Raw genomic sequence first — 17,481 nt, forward strand, 5'->3', positions numbered from 1 at the left:
TATCCGGCGCGCGGGTGTCGCGCCCAGTTGCGGGGTGCGCGCGGCCTTCCTCGTGATGTAACAGTAGTTATATAAGTGCTGTTATAGTTTTCGAATGACCGAGATCGACCTGCTCCAAAGCAGCTACTACCGACCCTTGTTCCAGCTGCTGCACGACATGGACCGCGACATCCTGGCGCTGTATGCCGACCGCGGTGAGTCGCGCGTGATCTCGTCCCGTTTCGTCGGGCCGCTCATCACCCTGTCGCAGCGCGGGCCGCTGCCGGTCAAGGAGCTGGCCGCAGCCCGCGAGGTCACCCACTCTGCGATGAGCCAGACCGCGTCGGCCATGGCCAAGGCCGGACTGGTCACGATCGACCCCGGCCAGGACGCGCGCACCCGAGTGGTCTCGCCGACCGCGCAGGCGCGCCGGATCATGCCGCTGCTGCAGGCGGAGTGGCGTGCGACCGAGGCGACCGTTCGCGCCCTCGACGACGAGCTGGCCTACCCGTTGATGCAGGCGGTGCGAGAGGCGCTCGAGGCCCTGAAGCAGGTCTCGTTCGCGGACCGGCTGCAGCAGAACCTCGCGGAGCAACTGGCCAAGGCACCCGAGTGAAGGTCCTCGTCGACCTGGGCCCGGTGCGCCGCCGGCCGGCGTTTCGGCGGCTGTGGATCGGTTCGACCGTGTCGGCGGTCGGTGGCCAGTTCACCGTGTTCGCCGCGATGTATGCCGTGTGGACCCTGACCCATTCCACGCTCGCCGTCGGGTCGCTCGGCATCGTGACCGCGATCCCGCTGCTGGTGATCGCCCTGGTCGGCGCGACGTTCATCGACAGCGTCGACCGGGCGGCCCTTGCCCGCTGGGTCAACATCGGCCAGATCGGCACCGCGCTCGGTCTTGCTGCCGCGGCCGCGGCAGGCAGCGTCGTGAGCATCATGCTGCTCACCGCGGGCGGCGCCGGCCTCGGCGCGCTCGGCGGACCCGCCCGGCGAGCGCTGATCCCGAGCGTCGTGCCCCGGGGCGAGCTCGGCGCGGCCTACGCGCTCAACTCGTTGTCGTTCCAGGTGGCCATGCTCGTCGGGCCCGGGTTGGCAGGGCTGCTGGCCGGCCAGGTCGGTGTCCCCACCTGCTTCGTGGTCGACGCGGTCAGCTTCGGCGCCGGACTGCTCGGGCTGCGCGGACTCCGCACGGCAGCATCGACCGACACTGCGGCCCGCGGTTACCGTGCCGCGCTCGACGGCCTGCGGTTCGCCGCGCACACCCCCGTCGTGCGGGGCGCGCTGCTGTGCGATCTGGGCGCCACGGCGCTCGCGATGCCCATGGCGCTGTTTCCGGCGATCAACCAGGCCCGCTTCGGCGGCGATCCCGAGACCCTCGGACTCTTCACCACGGCCGTCGCGGTAGGCGGTGTGCTCGGCTCGGCGCTCAGCGGCACGATCACCCGGCGCAGCCGGCCGGGTCTGGCCATGACCGCCTGTGCGCTGACCTGGGGCGCGGCACTGACGGTCGCCGGGCTTGCGACGCTGCTGCCCGTCCTGCTCATCGCGCTGGCGGTCGCCGGCATGGCCGACACCTGGTCGGTGGTCAGTCGTGGGACCGTCATCCAGTCCGGCACCCCGGACCACCTGCGCGGCCGGATCAGCGCTCTCGAGCAGGTCATCGGGGCCGGCGGACCCGACGTCGGCAACTTCCGGGCGGGGGTCGTCGCGGCCCTCGCCGGTGCGGGGCCGGCGATGGCGATCGGCGGTCTCAGCTGCGTCGCCGCGGTGGCCGTGGTCATGGCTCGAGTCCCGCAGCTGCGGGCCTACCGCAGCGAGCTGTCGCGTCCGGTGCACGCGGCCTGAGCGGCGTCGGCTCGGCGCATTTGGGCCTCCCTGGCGCCGATATGCGGGGTTGTCAGGGTGTGGGTGGCGCATTTGGGCTTCGCTGGTGCCGATATGCGGGGCTGTCAGTCTGCGCTCAGGAGCCCAGCTGCTTCTTGGCCCACTGCGCCACGCGGCTGGCGCTCTCCTGCTCGGACAGGTCCTCGACGCGGGTCATCACCGACCAGCGCACACCGAACGGGTCCGTGATGCTGGCGAACCGGTCGCCGCTGACGAACGTCGTCAGCGGCTCTCGCACCGTCGCGCCCGCTGCCTCGGCTAGCGCGACGACCTCATCGGCATTGGGGCAGTAGAACCCCATGGAGTAGCAGGAGTCGTCGCCGCTGGGCGGTGGCACCAGGTGGTAGGCCGGATTGGGCTCACCGAGCTGCAGCAGGCCGTCGCCGAAGTCGAGCACCGCGTGGGCGACGACCCCGCCCATCTCGGTGACATCGACGACGCGGGCGCCGAATACGTCGCGGTAGAAGGCGATCGCCTCCTGCGCTCGCGGGACGGACAGGAACGGCGTCAGGCTTGTGACGCCGTGCGGCGTGCCGTTGGTGGTGTGTGCGCCGTCGGCAGGGGTGGTCTGGGATGCGGGTGTCTGCGTCATTGGTCGACCGTAGGATGCGAACCGGTGGCAGGGCTTGGAGATTTGCGACACCTTGGATGGTGCGGTGTGGACGATGAGACGACGACCGATAGTCGAGGACCGCTCTACCCGGCACGCCTGCCGACCTTCCACCGCATACCCCCGCCGGCGACCGTCGCGTCGCTGGTGCGGTGGTTCTGGATTCCCGAGTGGCATCTCGCGCCGGGCCGCACGTCACGCCAGCATCTCATCAGCTATCCGGCCTGCAACGTCGTTGTCGAACCCGATCTGGTCGGCATCTCCGGGCCGACGACCCGTGCCTCCCACCGAGACCTCGACGGCGATGGCTGGGCGGTCGGTGCGCTGCTGCACCCCGCCGCAGTGCGCGCGTTCGTCGACGACCCCGCGACGGTGCGTGATGCCTATGTCCCGTTGGATCTGCCCGATCTGCAGGGCCGCGTCGTGGCCTGTATGCAGGGTGCCGAGTCCGGCGAAGAGCGCCGGGCGGCCGCGGTGGACGCCTTCACCGACTGGCTGGTCGAGTCTGTGCCGCCGCCCGGCGGGGAGGCGCTGCTGGCCAACCGGATGGCGCAGGTCATCGACGGTGACGTCGAGATGCTGCGGGTTGGTGAGGTCGCCGACGAGGTCGGGGTCTCGGTGCGCACGCTGCAGCGGCTGGCCCGCCGCTATGTAGGGGTGACGCCGGCCGCGATGATCCGGCGGCGTCGACTGCAGGAGGCGGCGGCCCGACTGAGGGCGGAGCCGGACACCGACCTGGCGGGTCTGGCGGCCGAGCTCGGGTATGCCGATCAGGCGCATCTTGCGGGTGAGTTTCGCCGGGCGCTGGACTTCACCCCGAGCAGCTACCGGCGCGCGCCCGGGTAGCAGATCGCTCGGGCGGGGGAGCACCAAACGGTCCGAGCGGCAGGTAGGTTGCACGGAAACCGAGTGGAGGGAGACCCTGGTGACGTCACCAACCGAGGCCGAGGCGGCCGATTCGCACGGACTGCGCCGACACGTCGGGCGCACCGGACTGCTGTTTGCGAGCGTGGGCTCGATCATCGGATCCGGTTGGCTGTTCGGTGCACTGAACGCTGCCCAACAGGCCGGTCCGGCATCGATCATCTCGTGGCCGATCGGCGCGATCATGATCGGGCTGATCGCCCTGGTGTATGCCGAGCTGGGGACGATGTTTCCGCTGTCCGGCGGGGTCGTGCGGTTCCCGCACATGTCCTACGGCTCCTTTGCGAGCTACCTGACCGGGTGGATCACCTGGGTCGCCGTCGTGACCACCGCACCGATCGAGGTGGAGGCGGTGCTGCAGTACGCGACGAAGTACGCCGGGTTCACCACGAAGCACACCGTGAACGGCGAGATCGTCCACACGCTGACCACGCTGGGTTATCTCACGGCCGTGATCCTGATGGCCGTCTTCGTCGTCATCAACTACTTCGGCATTCGCTGGTTCGCCCGGGTGAACAACGTCCTGGTCTGGTGGAAGCTGTTCATCATCGTCCTGGTGGTGATCGCGTTCTTCGCCGCCGCATTCCACCCCGGCAACTTCACCGCGATGGGCGGTTTCAAGCCCGAGGGCTGGCATGGCATCTTCACCGCGATCGCCACCTCCGGCATCGTGTTCTCCTACCTCGGTTTCCGGCAGGGCATCGAGCTCGCGGGCGAGACCGACAACCCCAAACGCAACGTGCCGTTCGCCGTGATCGGGTCGGTGCTGATCACCGGCGTCATCTATGTGGCACTGCAGGCCGCGTTCATCGGCGCGCTCGGCCCCGACATCCTGGCCAAGAGTCATACGTGGGCAAACCTGTCCTTCGAGAACGACTTCGGCCCGCTGGCCGCACTGGCGAGCCTATTGGGCATGGGGTGGCTGGCCGTCCTGCTCTACATCGACGCGATCGCATCGCCCGGCGACACCGGTTTCATCTACACGACGGTCAGCTCGCGCATCTCCTACGCCATGGGCAAGAACGGCAACGCCCCGCAGTCGCTCGCGAAGACGACCGACCGCGGTGTGCCGTTCGTCAGCCTGCTCGTGGCATTCGTCGTCGGCCTGATCGTCTTCCTGCCCTTCCCCAGCTGGCAGCAGCTCGTCGGGTTCATCACGTCGGCGACCGTGATGTCGTTCGCGTCCGGCCCGCTGGTCCTGTCGGCAATGCGCAAGCAGATCCCCGAGCAGAACCGGCCCTTCAAGATCCCCGGCGGGCACATCATCCCGGTGCTGGCGTTCTGGTCGTCCAACCTGATCGTCTACTGGTCGGGCTGGACGACGGTCTGGAAGCTGATGGTGGCCGTGCTGCTCGGCCTGGTGCTGCTGGTCTTCTTCCAGATGCGCAACGGGACCCCGCCGATGGACCTCAAGTCGGGCGCCTCGTGGTACCTCCCGTGGCTGGCCCTGCTGACGCTGGTCTCCTACCTGGGCGACTACGGCGGTGGTACCGGCACGCTCGGCTTCGGGGTCTCCATCCCGATCCTGTTCGTGCTGTCCGTCGTGGTCTATGCGATCTCCCAGTGGTCGGCGCTCGACCGGGAACGGGTGCAGGAGCACATCGCCCAGTCGGTCGCCGAGGCGGAGCTGGAGGAGCAGGAGCTCGGCGCCGCCCCGGAGTGATCCGACGCCGTCAAGACGTCCCACCAACGGGTGTCGAGCCCGCCTACCGGTCGTGAGCCGCGGCATGCCGCAGTTGCGGACCGACCTTGGCGCGGCGAGTCCTGTTGGTGGCGATCAGGCCGAGTCCCCTTCCGGTTGATCGGTGGCGGAGGACTGGACGGGTGTGAGGGCAATGACGGGTATGACGCGCTGGGTCTTGCGCTCGTAACCGGCGAAACCTGGGTAGCGACGGGCCTGTTCGGCATACTGGCGGTCGCGGTCGGCACCATGCAGCTCGGTGGCCGTCACATCGATGCGCCGGTCGCCGACCTCGATGGTGGACGTCGAGTGGGCGAGCAGGTTGTGATACCAGGCCGGGTTGCGGTCTGCTCCCGCCTTCGAGGCGAACACGAGGTAGCGCGGCCCGTCGGCGAGATACATCATCGGGTGGATCCGTGGCTGCCCGGTCTTGGCTCCGCGCGTGTGCAGGAGCAGCAGGGGTGCACCCTCGAAGGGTCCGCCGACCTTGCCGTGGTTCTCCCGGAACTCTCGGATGGTCCAGGCGATGAAGTCCTCATGGCCGTCTTCCGTCGTATCCGTCATCACATCTCCTTCGATTGGTATATGTTCGAACAACTAAGATCCAACGTGCTCTATTCCCAGCGATGCAATCACTCCACTGGGAGCACAGTTGTGCGCACAGGTACGGTGGGTCGACGACAGGGAGGCGAGGCAGTGGAGCAGCCGAGTGCGGCGATCGGTGGTCCCGTCAGCCACGCCATCTTCCGAGTGGCCCGTCTGCACCGGATGCTCGCCGGCTCGCTGCTGCGGCCAACCGGTCTCTACCCGGGCCAAGAGCTGCTCATGATGCACCTCTGGGACCACGGGCCGCAGCGGCAGTCCCAGCTGGTCAGTGTGCTGGACTCCGATGCACCGACCGTGACGCGCACGGTGCAGAGGCTCGAGCGGGCGGGATTCGTGCGCCGGCGCCCCGACCCCACCGATGCGCGTGCCAGCCTCATCGAGCCGACGCCGGCCAGCAGGCACCTGCGCGAGCAGATCGAGCAGATCTGGCAGCAGTTGGAGCAGCTCACCGTCGGTCCACTCGACCCGGCCGATCACAGCTCCGCGCTCGGCATACTCGAGCAGCTCGAGCGCAACCTCGTCACCGCGACAACGGCTCGCGCCTGCGACGACGAGGGCGCGAACTAGTTTTCGGTGTTGCCTCTGATGCCTGGTCGGAGCATCGTGGTCCCATGACGTCGTATGCCGTGCTCGGACCAGGTGGTGTCGGTGGACTTCTCGCAGCGGTCCTGGCGAAGCACGGGCACGAGGTGACCTGTATTGCGCGCGAGGAGACCGCGAGCTGGCTGCAAGCGACCGGAATCAGCCTGCGTAGCAGCCTTTTTGGTGACTGGGTGGTGCCGATTGATGCGGTGGCGACGCTCGACCGACCGGTCGATGCCTGCTTCGTAGCAGTCAAGGCGACCGCGCTGACCGACTCCCTGACCCGCATACCCCGTGAGGCAGTAGGGGATGCGCTGGTGGTGCCCTTCCTCAACGGGGTGGACCATGTCGCGCTGCTGCGCGAGCGATACGACCCGGCCCGCGTGCTGCCCGGGGTGATCCACGTGGAGTCGACCCGGGTGTCCACCGGGGTGATCGAGCACGGCAGCGGCTTTGCCCGTATCTCGCTGGCCAGTGACTCTGCGCCCGTCGAGCGGATCGATGGCGTCGCCGGTGATCTCGCGGCGGCGGGCTTCGAGGTGATCGCCGACTCGGACGAGACCACCATCTTGTGGAACAAGCTGTCGTTCCTTGCGACGGCCGCGCTGCTCACCGCGCGCTATCGGGCCACGATGGGGCTGGTGCGCACGCAGCACCGAGATGAGCTGCAGGCGACGGCGCGTGAGGTTGCCGCGGTCAGCGGGGCGTGCGGTGGACCGGGCGACGCCGAGCACATCCTGGGGATGTTCGAGGGGTTCAATGCCGATGGCAAGACTTCGATGTTGCGCGACCTGGAGGCGGGTCGACAGATGGAGCTGGACGCCATTGGGGGTGCGGTGCTGCGCGCGGCCCAGGCACACGGCATACCGGTACCGACGGTGCGGGCACTGGTCGCCGCACTCGCCGCCTGACCGCGGGTCAGGAGGACTGGGAGTCCTTCGCGAGTGACCGGAGCATCTCCGTCTGATGGCGGTGGCCCACGCACTCATAGCCGACCACGGGGATGAATGCCGCTGTGGTCACGATGAGCAGTGCCACCGGCATGGCCAGACCTGCTGCGGTCCCGGCGACGGAGATCGCGAGCAGCGTCAGCGTCGCCGCCATCAGCACGAGATGGAATCCATCCGCGGTGCCGAACAACAGCGTATGCAGTCCGTAGACGCCGAGCAGGTAGATCGCGACCGGCCCCGCGACCGCCAACATCACCTCGGTGCCACTCAGATGTGAGTCACCCTGCAGGAAGAGGCCGGCGCCGTGCAGGCCCGCACCGGTTGCGGCGATGGCCATCAGCACGGGGATATGGCCGTAGCCGAAGAGGTAGCCGCGCGCCGGCCGGTGATGCAGCAGGTCCCCGAACGGCGTGAGGAAGTAGGTCCACCACATCGCGAACGTGAGTCCAACACCCGCGATCACGATTAGCACAGCGGCGCCGTCCCAGTGCAGGCCGTTCGAGCCGCCGAGGGCGCTGCGTGAGGAGGCGACGGTCCCGACAACGCCCTCGCCGAGGGCGATGATCGCAAAGGCGCTGTACCGGTCCGCGATGTGATGCGGGTGCCATGGGGTTCCGCTGGCCCGGCCCTGGGCGAACACCGGGATCAGCAGTTCGAGCGTGCCGAGCGCCGCGATGACGACAAAGGTCGGCAGCAGCGACAGGTTGACGAGCGCGAAGACCACCCAGCACACCTGGACGACCAGGATCGCCGAGGCGTTCCGGGTCGCGACTCGGCGGTAGGTGCTGGAGCCGCGGGCCGCGCGCCACCAGAGCGCCACCATGCCCACGCGCATCACGACATACCCCGCGACCAGCAGGCGCACGTCGACGTGCCTGCCGACCTCGATGCTGTGGAAGGTGGACGGAAGGCCGAGCGCCAGCACCACGACGCCGATCATCTGGATCATCGTGCAGATCCGGTAGCCCCAGTCGTCGCTGTCGAACGCGGAGGCGAACCAGGAGAAGTTGATCCAGCCGGCCAGGATCGCAAACATGGCAAAGACGAAACCGACGATCGCGGGGCCGGCGCGGCCGCCCGCTACCAGGTCTGTCAGGCTCTCGGCGGCGACCCCGACGCCGATCACGAAGGTCAGGTCGAAGAGCAGCTCCAATGGTGAGGAGCCCCGGCCCTCCTCGTGCGGGTCCCTCGCCTGCAGCGGCAGCAGTCGATGCGACCGCCCGCGGGCTGCGGCCGGTCGCGGGCTGGGGCCGGCGGTGTCGGGCAAGGTTGCTTCCTCGCAAGTCGGAATGAGTCGGTTGGTGCCGTCGCTAGTGCGGGTCCGTCGTCGGCTGTGAGTGGTCCCAGTCGGACAGGAGTGTGCGCAGCGCGGTCACCAGCGCCAGTGGCTGGTCGAGCATGACGTGGTGTCCCGCATCGGGGATCTCGATGACCGGCGCCGCCCTGCCCAGGCGGTCATACATCACCTGGCTCATCTGCTGGGAGAGTATGCCGTGCTCCCCGCGAAACAGTGCCACCCGGCACTCGAGCCTGGTCAGTAGCGATGGTGTGAGCGGACCCCGCCCGAAGACGCGCGGGTCGAACTTCCAGCTCCAGCCTCCGGCGACGCGGCAAATCGACGTGGCTGCGACGTGAGCCGCGATGTAGTCGAGCGCGGACTGATCCGGCACCGGGTGAAAGTGGGACAGCGCCTGCTCGATGCTGTCGTAGACCCGCAACGGCCCGAAGGCGCGCTCTTCACGGGCGGCGGCCTCCTCGGGGGTGATGTCCTGAACGGGTGAGTCGATGACGACGGCGCCGGTCAGCCTGCTGCCGTACAAGGTAGCCGCGCGGAGGGTGACGAAGCCGCCCATACTGTGCCCGATCACGACGGGAGGGGTGGCGATCCCGGCGGCCTCGGAGACGGCAAGGATCTCGCCCGCCCAGGTGTCGAGGCTGTAGGTGTCCCGGTGCGCGCTGTCCCCATGGCCGGAGAAGTCCAGGGCGACAACTCGTCGTCGGCCCTCGACCAGCAGGGGTGCGATGTGATCCCACCACCGCGAGTGGGCGGCGCCGCCATGCGCCAGGACGATGCCCTGGCCGCCGGGGCTGCCCCAGGCGCGGTAGGCGATGGTGGCGCCGTCGAACTCGGTGATGCCCTGCTCGACCGGCGCGGCCAGGGCGGCGGTGAACCAGTGGGGAGGTTCGCTCATCTGGGGTGGCTGCACGTCGTCAGCATGTCAGACGCGCAGCCCGAAACTCATCGCAGCCGGAGAGTTCGGTGTCAACGATCTCGCGGTCATGGACGGGCGGTCTGCGAGGCAGGTTTCGAACCTGCTGCATACTCGCCCAGCATCGGCGGCAATAGTGATCTGTGCAATCGCTCGCAGAGCGTTCAATCAGGAGGTTGAGATGGCCAAGGAGTGGCGGCTCGACCCCGATCGGGCACTTCCCGCCGAGCCGAATACCCGCAATCTGGCACGCACCATCTACCGGCACGCGGCCACGCTGCCCCTCGTGTCCATGCACGGGCACGTCGACGTGGGTCTGTTCGCGGACAATCAGCAGTTCGGGGACCCGGCAGAGCTGTTCATCACGCCCGACCACTATCTGATCCGGATGCTGGTGTCACAGGGTTATCGGCACGCGGAACTCGGCGTCGCGCGCCGCGACGGCGGGAATACCGTGGAGATCACGGAGCGGGACGGGCGCCGAGGTCGCGGCAGTTGACACCGGCGACTATTCCGGCTTTCTGGCGGCGCTGCGCCTACGCCGGCGGGCCTTCATCGAGGCAGGCGCACGTGCGACCGATCACGGGCACCTCAGCGCCGACACCTCGCCGCTGCCCACGACGGAGGCCGAACGGATCTACCGTGACGCGCGGCGCGGTCAGGTGTGCCCGACTGACGCACAAGCATTTTCGGCACACATGCTCTACCAGATGGCAGCGATGTCTGCCGAGGACGGCTTGGTGATGCAGCTGCATCCGGGCGTGCTGCGCAACCACAGCAGCGAGATCTATCGCCTGCACGGGCCCGACCAGGGGTTCGACGTGCCGGTCGGTGTCGAGTTCACCCGCAGTCTGCGCCCGATCCTGGAAGCCCTCGGCCTGAGCCGACAGTTCCGCTGCATCTTGTTCACGACCGACGAGACGGTCTACTCGCGCGAGCTCGCGCCGCTCGCCGGTGCCTACCCGTCGGTCCGGCTGGGTGCGCCGTGGTGGTTCCTGGACAGTCCTGAGCAGATGCGCCGCTTTCGCGAGTCGGCCGTTGAGACGGCCGGTTTCTACAACACCAGCGGATTCGTGGACGACACGAGGGCGTTCGCCTCGATTTCCGCGCGCCACGACCTCTCCCGTCGCATCGATGCTGGTTACCTGGCCAAACTTGTGGCAGGGGGTCGGCTCGATATGGGCAAAGCGCTGGACACGATGGTCGACCTTGCCCACCGACTGGCGCTTACGGCATACGCGGCACCGCACTGCTGATCAATCCGCTGAGGTACGAAGGAGAATCATGGCAATCGCATCGGCTGAAGTGCTCGTCACGAGCCCGGGCCGCAACTTCGTCACCCTTCGGTTGACGACGGAGGACGGCGTGACCGGGCTCGGGGATGCCACCCTCAACGGGCGCGAGCTCGCCGCAGCGTCCTACCTGCGCGACCACGTGGCCCCACTGCTCACCGGCCGCGACGAGGCGCGGATCGAGGACACCTGGCAGTACCTCTACCGCGGCGCCTACTGGCGGCGAGGGCCGGTGACGATGGCCGCGATCGCAGCGGTCGACATGGCACTGTGGGACATCAAGGCGAAAACCGCTGGTATGCCGTTGTATCAGCTGCTCGGTGGCCGATCCCGCCGCGGGTGCCTGGCCTACGGCCACGCATCGGGCAGCTCGATCGACACACTCTTCGCCTCGATTCGCGAACACCTCGAAGCCGGCTATCAGGCGATTCGGGTGCAGACGGGAGTGCCTGGTCTGGGTCAGGTCTACGGCGTGGCCACCGACCAGAAGCCGGGTGAGCGCTACGACTACGAACCGGCCAGACGACAGGCGCTTCCGGCGCAGGAGTCCTGGGACACGCGCGCCTACCTACGCCACGTACCGACCGTGTTTGAGGCGGTGCGAGCCGAGTTCGGGCCCGAGATTCCGCTGCTGCACGACGGCCACCACCGGATGACACCGAACGAGGCGGCGACTCTGGGCAAGAGCCTCGAGCCGTATGACCTGTTCTGGCTCGAGGATTGCACACCCGCAGAGAACCAGGAGGCACTGCGCCGGGTCCGTGCACAGACCACGACACCGCTCGCGATCGGCGAGGTGTTCAACTCGGTCTTCGACTACCAGACGTTGATCACCGAGCAGCTGATCGACTACGTCAGGTCCGCGGTGACGCACGCCGGTGGCATCACGGCGTTGAGGAAGCTGCTCGACTTCGCCGCGATCTACCAGATCAAGTCGGGCTTCCACGGCCCCACCGACATCTCACCGGTTGGGCAGGCCGCTCACCTGCACCTCGGGGTCGCCTTGCACAACTTCGGGATCCAGGAATACATGAAGCACTCGGCCGACACCCTCGAGGTGTTCCGGACGAGCTACACCTTCACCGATGGGCTGCTCGACCCGGGCGAGACTCCCGGACTCGGTGTGGAGTACGACGACGACGCGGCCGGCTCGTTCGCCTATGAGCCGGCATACCTGCCGGTGAATCGTCGCCTCGACGGGACGGTGCATGACTGGTGAAATCGGAGGGTGAGCCCCGCAGACAGGTTGGTAGTACAGGCGGGAGCTGTACACCCCGTCTGTACTACCAACCTTGTGGTCGAAGTCACTCTGTTGTAGCGGCGTCCATCACCGACGCGAGGAAGTCGAATGCGGCGGGGAACGCATCGAGCCGGTTGGCACGCTTGGCGAGACCGTGGCCCTCGTCGGCATACACCTTGAGCTCGCAGCGGATCCGCCGCTCCTGCATACTGGCGGCAATCTGCTCGGCCTCCGTGAGTGGGACCCGTGGATCGTTCGCGCCGTGGATGATGAACAGTGGCGCCTTGAGGTTGTCGAGATGCGTGAGCGGTGAGGCCTCCACGAGGAACGCGTGATCATCGGCGAGCGTGCCGTATTCACGCTCGCGGTAGGCGCGGCGGTAGTCCGAGGTGTTCTCCAGGAAGGTGACCAGGGACGACATGCCGACGATGTCGACGCCGGCCGCCCACAGGTCGGGCTGCATCGTCAGACCGGCGAGCACCATGTAACCGCCATACGACCCGCCCCACAGTGCGCTGCGCGCCGGATCGAGCCCCGCACCGGGCAGCCACGCGTGGATCGCCGCCAGGTCGGCCACCGAGTCCAGGCGCTTGTCCACGTCATCGAGGCTGACCCAGCGCTTGCCATAACCGGCCGAACCGCGGACGTTGGGCTGGAGCACCGTATAGCCGGCAAGTGTCAGGGCCTGAATCACCGGCGAGAAAGCTTGCGTGGCAGCGGCTTCCGGACCGCCGTGGATGTTGACGACACTCGCACCGTTACCGGCCAGAGTAGGTCGGTACACGAAGCACGGGATGCGCTCACCGTCAGGGTGGGGATGCGCACGGTCTCCGGGATGCACAGCCTGCCCCGCAGGCCCGTGGGCAGCAGGCCGCGGCCGTCGAGCACCGTGGTCGTGCTGCCGGTGGCGGCGTCCACGGTGATGATGGAGCCTGGGTCGGCCGGGCCGCTGGCGCTGACCATGAGCGTGCTGTCGTCGGCCGCCCAGCGCAGCGGTCCGATCACAGCGGGCGTGAGATCGACCGGGCAGTGCAGCGATCCCTCGATGTTGTGGATCGCCAGCCGGTCGGTGCCGTCGAGGTGGGTAATGACGGCCATCAGGCTGCCGTCGTGGCTCAGCACGGCGCTGACGTCGTGACCGTCGTCGGCGACCAGCACCTGCCAGTCCTGCCCCTCGAGGCTCACCCGGTGGACGGCGTGGAAGTCGCGGTCGTGGTCGGAGGACAGGACTAGGGCACCGTCGTCGGAAGTCCACTGTGGGCGCGCGTGGTTGGCGTGCTCGTTCGGTGCGGTGACGGTACCGTCGCTGAGCGCATGCGGGCCGGAGACCAGGATCTGCGTGCCTGTCGGCTGCAGCGTGAGGGCCGAGACCGCGCACGACGTCCGGTCATGCGAGATCGCGATGTCATCGACGTAACCGGCATCCCGCATCACCACCTGCTCGGCACCGGTGGTGAGGTCGCGCACAACGACGTCCATGTCGGTGCCGTTGCGCCGGTTGGTGGCATACGCGATGCTCTCGGCGGTGACGTCGTGCAGCACGTGGTGGAAGCGCTGATCGTGGACGAGCGGCTGAAGATCGTCGGCCGATGCCGGGGTGGTGCGGTCGGCGTCCAGCACGGACAGCTGCCACTTCTCGTCGCCACCGTTGTCGTGCATGACGACGACATCGCGGCCGCCTGGCACGTAGCGCCCGACGCACCGCGATGGCAGATCGGTCAGGTCGCGAATGGCGCCGTCAGTCGCGATCTCGACCAGCTGCAGGCTTCCTCGCTCGTCGCCGGCCGCCAGCACCCGACCGTCGCTGTCAAGATCCAGCGCCACGATCTGTCGGACGTTCAGCAGGGCTGTCAGGTCGTCGTTGACATCGCTCACCCGTCCACCCTCGCACAAGACCCCGTGGCGGAGGGGGCCGTCGTGTCAGTCGAGTCCGAGCCGCCGCAGGGCTCGAGCCGTATGCGGGTCGAAGTGCGACGGGTCCTCGGCGTGGATCTGCGCCGGCGTCCACCAGCGCACTCCCTGGAACTCGCGCGGGTCGGGTACGAGCGGCATACCGACCGCACCGGTCAGAGCGAACCAGAGGCTCACATCGGTATGCCGGTCAGGTGGGTCGGCGGCCGTCTCGGTGATCGTGACGAGGAACGGACGCTCGCCCAGCTCGGCGTCGAACTGTGCAGCGATCCCGAGCTCTTCGCCCGCTTCACGGCGCACTGTGTCGGCGGGATGCTCGCCCACCTCGACGTGGCCGCCGGTGGGCAGCCAGAGCCCGGAGAGGCGGTGGTCGCAGAGCAGAACCTGCCGGGCCTCGCTATCCACGAGCAGGAAATAGGACACCAGGTGCGGGTCGGGTGTCGCCGGCTTGCGCCGCCGCCAGATGTCCTTGGTCTCTGCAAGCCAGTCGAGTGTCTCCTGGCGATGGGCGTCTGCCAGGTGGTCGAGTGGTTCCAGTTCGGTGACCAGGTCGACGACGGTGTCATGTGAGTTCACGGGGCAAGGATGCCTCGAGCCACTGACGGCGTCGGGCTCAGGCGGGTGGCGCGACCAGACCAGCGTCCTGCCCGGAGCGTTCGAGGGCGTCCGCGATGAAGCCACTGGTCTTCAGCTCCTCGATGAGGCTAGCCAGGAGCTCGAGCGTCTCCGGCGCCCGGTCCTTCCTCGTGCTCATCGCCTGCTGGATCTGCATGAAGGCCTCATCGACGAGCCGCACGCCCGGCTGCGCCGCGACGAATGCCGTCATCGGCTGTCGGATGCCGGCGCCGGCCTCAAGTCCCTCGCTCAGGAAGACTTCGGATCCCTCCGGGCCGCGCACCAGCGTTGCATGTGCCAGCGTGCGCGTCAGGAACAGGTCGTAGGCCGACCCCTCCTTGACGCCGATGCGAACCCCTGCGCGGTCTACCTCGGGCATCGATCGGAGCGCCGAGTCGTCGGGCACCGCGAAGACGCCCTCGATCACGGCATACGGCGGGGTGAAGGCGACTTCGGCCGCGCGGACAGGTTCGATGGCGAGGAAACCGATGTCGGCCCGACCAGCCGTGATTGCCTCGAAGGACTTGCGTGCGGCGTCGAAGCAGACGAACTCGACGGGCACATCCAACCGGCGCGCAACCTCGCGAGCGATGTCGACGGTGACGCCGGTAGGGTCCGCGGGCGTGCCCTGGGCGAGGACGGGGTTGCCGAGGTTGATCGCTGCGCGCAGCGAACCTGTGGGCGCGAGGTCGTCGACAAGGGCGGCGGTAGCGGTCATCATGGCGCTGAGCCTACGGCCACTCGCCGAGAGGCATACGAACTCACTGAGCGGCATACAAATTTGGTGGACCGCTCGCAATGGAAGTATGCCTCTCGGGGAGGAGTTGCGCCGCGCACCTACGCGTCGCCGGTGTGCGGCATACTCGCGCCTGTGGCGGAAGACCTGGTGGTCAGCGACCGGCTGGTGATCCCCGCCGGTGAGCTGACCGAGCGGTTCTCGCGCAGCTCGGGGCCGGGCGGGCAGGGCGTCAACACCGCGGACAGCCGGGTGGAGCTGTCCTTCAATCTCGCGGAGTCCGCGTCGATCCCCGCCGATCTGCGCGAGCGGATGATGCAGCGCCTGCGTCCTCGTGTGGTGGCCGGCGTCATCACGATCACCGCCAGCGAGCATCGTGCGCAGCTGGCAAACCGGCGGGCGGCACGCGAGCGGCTGGCGCAGGCGTTGCGAGAGGCCGCCGCGCCCCCGCCGCCGCGACGTCGACCGACCAAGCCCACCCGTGGGTCGAAGGAGCGGCGCATCACCGCCAAGAAGCGGCGCGGCGAGACCAAGCGGGGGCGAGGGCGCGTTGCCGAATGACCTATTGCTATGTAATCAATGTAATGATGTAATCAACTCATGAAAGAAGTCGAGCGCTGGTTCGAGGACCACGTACCGGCCGAGTGGTTGACCGGTTCGCCCGTAGTCACTGTTGACCGGGAGGAGATCCTGGTCCTCTGTCCCCTGCCGGCCGGGGCGGACAGCACCTCGGAAGCTGCCGCGGAGGCGACCATCGACAGCTTCCGCAGCGACACCCGGCGAGACCGCATGGCGATCGCCGACGACGCCCAGGATCTCTTCCGCCGGAAGGTCTCCTGGGGAGCGTCGTGCGGTGAGACGACCACGTTGTTCACCATGATGTCGGTGCCGGTGATGACCCGGTTGCGGCAGCGGGAGCGGCGCACCCTGGAAACCCTGGTCGCGTCCGGTGTCGCGCGATCGCGCTCTGACGCGCTCGGCTGGTGTGTGCGCCTGGTCGCCGAGCACGAGAGCGACTGGGTGCAGCGGCTGCGCGACGCGCTGACGGCCGTCGACGAGGTGCGCGCCGACGGTCCGGACGGTTCCCGGTAGGCCGGCGCTCAGGCAGGCGCCGGCGCGGCGGTCAGCACTCGACGCTCGGCGTACGTCCAGGCGGTCGAGGTCAACAGGTAGATCGCTCCGGCCAGGGGCAGAAAGGCTGCGACGACCACGGTGCCGAACGGCAGCAGCGGCCCGATCTTGGCCAGGAGAGCTGGTGCACCGGCCGCGCTGGGGCTCGGCCCGCCGGCCCTGAGCTGTCGGCAGGTGAGGTAGGCGACGCCGCCGATGGCGAGGTAGATCAGGATGAAGACCAGCAGGTGCGGCATGGTCGCCGCGGTGAACAGGTGATCGCCGAGCGGGACAGCGAAGACCGTCTGCTCGAGCAGCACGTTGTCGTGCCCGGCGATCACGGACAGCGTGAAGAGTCGATACATGACCGTGAAGAACGGTGCCTGGACGAGCCGAGGCAGGCACCCGGCCAGCGGCGAAGCACCCTCCCGGCGATAGAGGTCGGTCACTTCTTGCCTTTGGCGTTCTGGGTCGGACCGGTGCCTTTTCTGCAGCTCGGCGACACGGGGGGCCAGCTGCGCGCTGGCCCGCTCGCCGCGAGTCGCGGCTCGGGTCAGGGGAAACAGTGCGAGCCGCAGGATCACAGTGAAGACCACGATGGCCAGACTGGTCGGGATGACTTGGGAAAGGCCTTCGACAGCGTGAAAGGCCAGGGAGACAGCGGGATCGAGCACAGCGAGAAGGGACATGGGGGACCTCCAGGGTCACGACGGGATGGGTATGTCGTGGGAGGCGAGTCAGCCGGGCGCGCTCAGGCGACGGGTATCGCCGCAGCGGAGGCGAACGCTTCGCCAGGCACCGGCTGTCGCCGGCCGGAGGTCGGTGCTCTGGGACGCGTGCGACCCCGTGCGTCCGGGTCGCGTTGCGGGACCGCCGCCAGGTGTTGCCCGCTGCGGTCACGTGCCGCGGAAGGGCTGATCGGCGCTGCCAACGGGATCAGCCTGCGGAGGAGCTCGCGTGCCAGCACCGACGCAAGGGCGAGGGTGACGGCTGCGGCGGCCAACATACTCAGCGGGAGCAGACCGTCGTGGCCGGGCCCGAGCAGCAGAGCGCTCTGCAGGCTCATCAGTGAGGCGATGAGGTGCACGGCTTCCACTCCGATCCACGAGTGACTGTGTGACCCACCGTAGCCCCTCCCGCGTCGCCGGTGC

General features: G+C 68.2%; 21 protein-coding genes. 11 read left to right on the forward strand and 10 right to left on the reverse strand.

Features of this window, described 5'->3' with window-relative positions; translation table 11 throughout:
- Positions 1 to 94: 94 nt before the first annotated feature.
- Positions 95 to 595: a MarR family winged helix-turn-helix transcriptional regulator gene (locus FGL98_RS19410; protein ID WP_146319566.1), complete on the forward strand. Its 501-nt coding sequence runs from the start codon at positions 95 to 97 to the stop codon at positions 593 to 595.
- Positions 592 to 1,824: an MFS transporter gene (locus FGL98_RS19415; RefSeq protein WP_146319568.1), complete on the forward strand. Its 1,233-nt coding sequence runs from the start codon at positions 592 to 594 to the stop codon at positions 1,822 to 1,824. Before FGL98_RS19410 ends, FGL98_RS19415 begins: the two co-directional genes overlap by 4 nt.
- 115 nt (positions 1,825 to 1,939) lie before the next feature.
- Here the strand turns inward: FGL98_RS19415 and FGL98_RS19420 are convergent, their stop codons facing one another.
- Positions 1,940 to 2,455 carry a VOC family protein gene (locus FGL98_RS19420; protein WP_146319570.1) on the reverse strand — a complete coding sequence of 172 codons (516 nt, stop codon included), beginning with the start codon at positions 2,453 to 2,455 and terminating at the stop codon, positions 1,940 to 1,942.
- 66 nt (positions 2,456 to 2,521) lie between these two features.
- Here FGL98_RS19420 and FGL98_RS19425 point away from each other — a divergent pair, with 66 nt between their 5' ends.
- Complete coding sequence (locus tag FGL98_RS19425) at positions 2,522 to 3,319, forward strand: helix-turn-helix transcriptional regulator (protein ID WP_146319572.1); 798 nt, start codon at positions 2,522 to 2,524, stop codon at positions 3,317 to 3,319.
- Positions 3,320 to 3,398: 79 nt separating this feature from the next.
- The gene (locus FGL98_RS19430; RefSeq protein ID WP_222432268.1) at positions 3,399 to 5,060 is read left to right on the forward strand and encodes an APC family permease; all 1,662 of its coding nucleotides are present in this window, start codon (positions 3,399 to 3,401) and stop codon (positions 5,058 to 5,060) included.
- A 114-nt stretch (positions 5,061 to 5,174) separates the two neighbouring features.
- Here the strand turns inward: FGL98_RS19430 and FGL98_RS19435 are convergent, their stop codons facing one another.
- The gene (locus FGL98_RS19435; RefSeq protein ID WP_146319574.1) at positions 5,175 to 5,642 is read right to left on the reverse strand and encodes a nitroreductase family deazaflavin-dependent oxidoreductase; all 468 of its coding nucleotides are present in this window, start codon (positions 5,640 to 5,642) and stop codon (positions 5,175 to 5,177) included.
- Positions 5,643 to 5,774: 132 nt separating this feature from the next.
- On the opposite strand from FGL98_RS19435, the gene FGL98_RS19440 reads away from it, so the two are divergent.
- Positions 5,775 to 6,251, forward strand: a complete 477-nt coding sequence (locus FGL98_RS19440) for a MarR family winged helix-turn-helix transcriptional regulator (RefSeq protein ID WP_222432269.1) — start codon at positions 5,775 to 5,777, stop codon at positions 6,249 to 6,251.
- 44 nt (positions 6,252 to 6,295) lie between these two features.
- Positions 6,296 to 7,177: a ketopantoate reductase family protein gene (locus FGL98_RS19445; protein WP_146319578.1), complete on the forward strand. Its 882-nt coding sequence runs from the start codon at positions 6,296 to 6,298 to the stop codon at positions 7,175 to 7,177.
- 7 nt (positions 7,178 to 7,184) lie between these two features.
- Here FGL98_RS19445 and FGL98_RS19450 read toward each other — a convergent pair whose 3' ends face one another.
- Both FGL98_RS19450 and FGL98_RS19455 read right to left on the reverse strand, forming a co-directional pair.
- Complete coding sequence (locus tag FGL98_RS19450) at positions 7,185 to 8,483, reverse strand: low temperature requirement protein A (RefSeq protein WP_222432270.1); 1,299 nt, start codon at positions 8,481 to 8,483, stop codon at positions 7,185 to 7,187.
- A 43-nt stretch (positions 8,484 to 8,526) separates the two neighbouring features.
- Positions 8,527 to 9,408, reverse strand: coding sequence for an alpha/beta fold hydrolase (locus FGL98_RS19455; protein WP_146319580.1), 882 nt, complete (start codon positions 9,406 to 9,408; stop codon positions 8,527 to 8,529).
- Between the two features lie 199 nt (positions 9,409 to 9,607).
- On the opposite strand from FGL98_RS19455, the gene FGL98_RS26465 reads away from it, so the two are divergent.
- From FGL98_RS26465 to manD, 3 genes are read left to right on the forward strand one after another with little or no spacing between them, the layout of a single operon-like run.
- Positions 9,608 to 9,925 carry a glucuronate isomerase gene (locus FGL98_RS26465; RefSeq protein ID WP_246136650.1) on the forward strand — a complete coding sequence of 106 codons (318 nt, stop codon included), beginning with the start codon at positions 9,608 to 9,610 and terminating at the stop codon, positions 9,923 to 9,925.
- Positions 9,926 to 9,956: 31 nt separating this feature from the next.
- Positions 9,957 to 10,682: a glucuronate isomerase gene (locus FGL98_RS19460; protein ID WP_246136654.1), complete on the forward strand. Its 726-nt coding sequence runs from the start codon at positions 9,957 to 9,959 to the stop codon at positions 10,680 to 10,682.
- Between the two features lie 28 nt (positions 10,683 to 10,710).
- Complete coding sequence (gene manD, locus FGL98_RS19465) at positions 10,711 to 11,937, forward strand: D-mannonate dehydratase ManD (RefSeq protein WP_146319582.1); 1,227 nt, start codon at positions 10,711 to 10,713, stop codon at positions 11,935 to 11,937.
- Positions 11,938 to 12,022: 85 nt separating this feature from the next.
- On the opposite strand, the gene FGL98_RS25905 is transcribed toward manD, so the two are convergent.
- Genes FGL98_RS25905 through FGL98_RS19480 form a run of 4 tightly spaced genes read right to left on the reverse strand, consistent with a single transcriptional unit; the run spans position 12,023 to position 15,205 of the window.
- The gene (locus tag FGL98_RS25905; RefSeq protein WP_222432271.1) at positions 12,023 to 12,652 is read right to left on the reverse strand and encodes an alpha/beta hydrolase family protein; all 630 of its coding nucleotides are present in this window, start codon (positions 12,650 to 12,652) and stop codon (positions 12,023 to 12,025) included.
- The gene (locus FGL98_RS19470; RefSeq protein WP_222432272.1) at positions 12,649 to 13,833 is read right to left on the reverse strand and encodes a TolB family protein; all 1,185 of its coding nucleotides are present in this window, start codon (positions 13,831 to 13,833) and stop codon (positions 12,649 to 12,651) included. Before FGL98_RS19470 ends, FGL98_RS25905 begins: the two co-directional genes overlap by 4 nt.
- A 45-nt stretch (positions 13,834 to 13,878) precedes the next feature.
- A complete protein-coding gene (locus FGL98_RS19475) occupies positions 13,879 to 14,445 on the reverse strand; it encodes an NUDIX hydrolase (RefSeq protein WP_146319584.1) in 567 nt (188 codons plus the stop codon).
- A gap of 37 nt (positions 14,446 to 14,482) precedes the next feature.
- Positions 14,483 to 15,205: a transporter substrate-binding domain-containing protein gene (locus FGL98_RS19480; protein WP_222432273.1), complete on the reverse strand. Its 723-nt coding sequence runs from the start codon at positions 15,203 to 15,205 to the stop codon at positions 14,483 to 14,485.
- Between the two features lie 150 nt (positions 15,206 to 15,355).
- Here FGL98_RS19480 and arfB point away from each other — a divergent pair, with 150 nt between their 5' ends.
- Both arfB and FGL98_RS19490 read left to right on the forward strand, forming a co-directional pair.
- The gene (arfB, locus tag FGL98_RS19485) at positions 15,356 to 15,781 is read left to right on the forward strand and encodes an alternative ribosome rescue aminoacyl-tRNA hydrolase ArfB (RefSeq protein ID WP_146319586.1); all 426 of its coding nucleotides are present in this window, start codon (positions 15,356 to 15,358) and stop codon (positions 15,779 to 15,781) included.
- Between the two features lie 39 nt (positions 15,782 to 15,820).
- Positions 15,821 to 16,312 carry a hypothetical protein gene (locus tag FGL98_RS19490; protein ID WP_146319588.1) on the forward strand — a complete coding sequence of 164 codons (492 nt, stop codon included), beginning with the start codon at positions 15,821 to 15,823 and terminating at the stop codon, positions 16,310 to 16,312.
- Positions 16,313 to 16,320: 8 nt separating this feature from the next.
- On the opposite strand, the gene FGL98_RS19495 is transcribed toward FGL98_RS19490, so the two are convergent.
- Positions 16,321 to 17,019, reverse strand: a complete 699-nt coding sequence (locus tag FGL98_RS19495; protein WP_146319590.1) for a YidC/Oxa1 family membrane protein insertase — start codon at positions 17,017 to 17,019, stop codon at positions 16,321 to 16,323.
- Between the two features lie 62 nt (positions 17,020 to 17,081).
- Entirely contained in the window at positions 17,082 to 17,396 is a 315-nt protein-coding gene (locus FGL98_RS19500) for a DUF6412 domain-containing protein (protein WP_146319592.1), read from the reverse strand.
- Between the last annotated feature and the right edge of the window lie 85 nt (positions 17,397 to 17,481).

The organism is Leekyejoonella antrihumi (assembly GCF_007845645.1).
In the GTDB taxonomy this organism is placed as follows: domain Bacteria; phylum Actinomycetota; class Actinomycetes; order Actinomycetales; family Dermatophilaceae; genus Leekyejoonella; species Leekyejoonella antrihumi.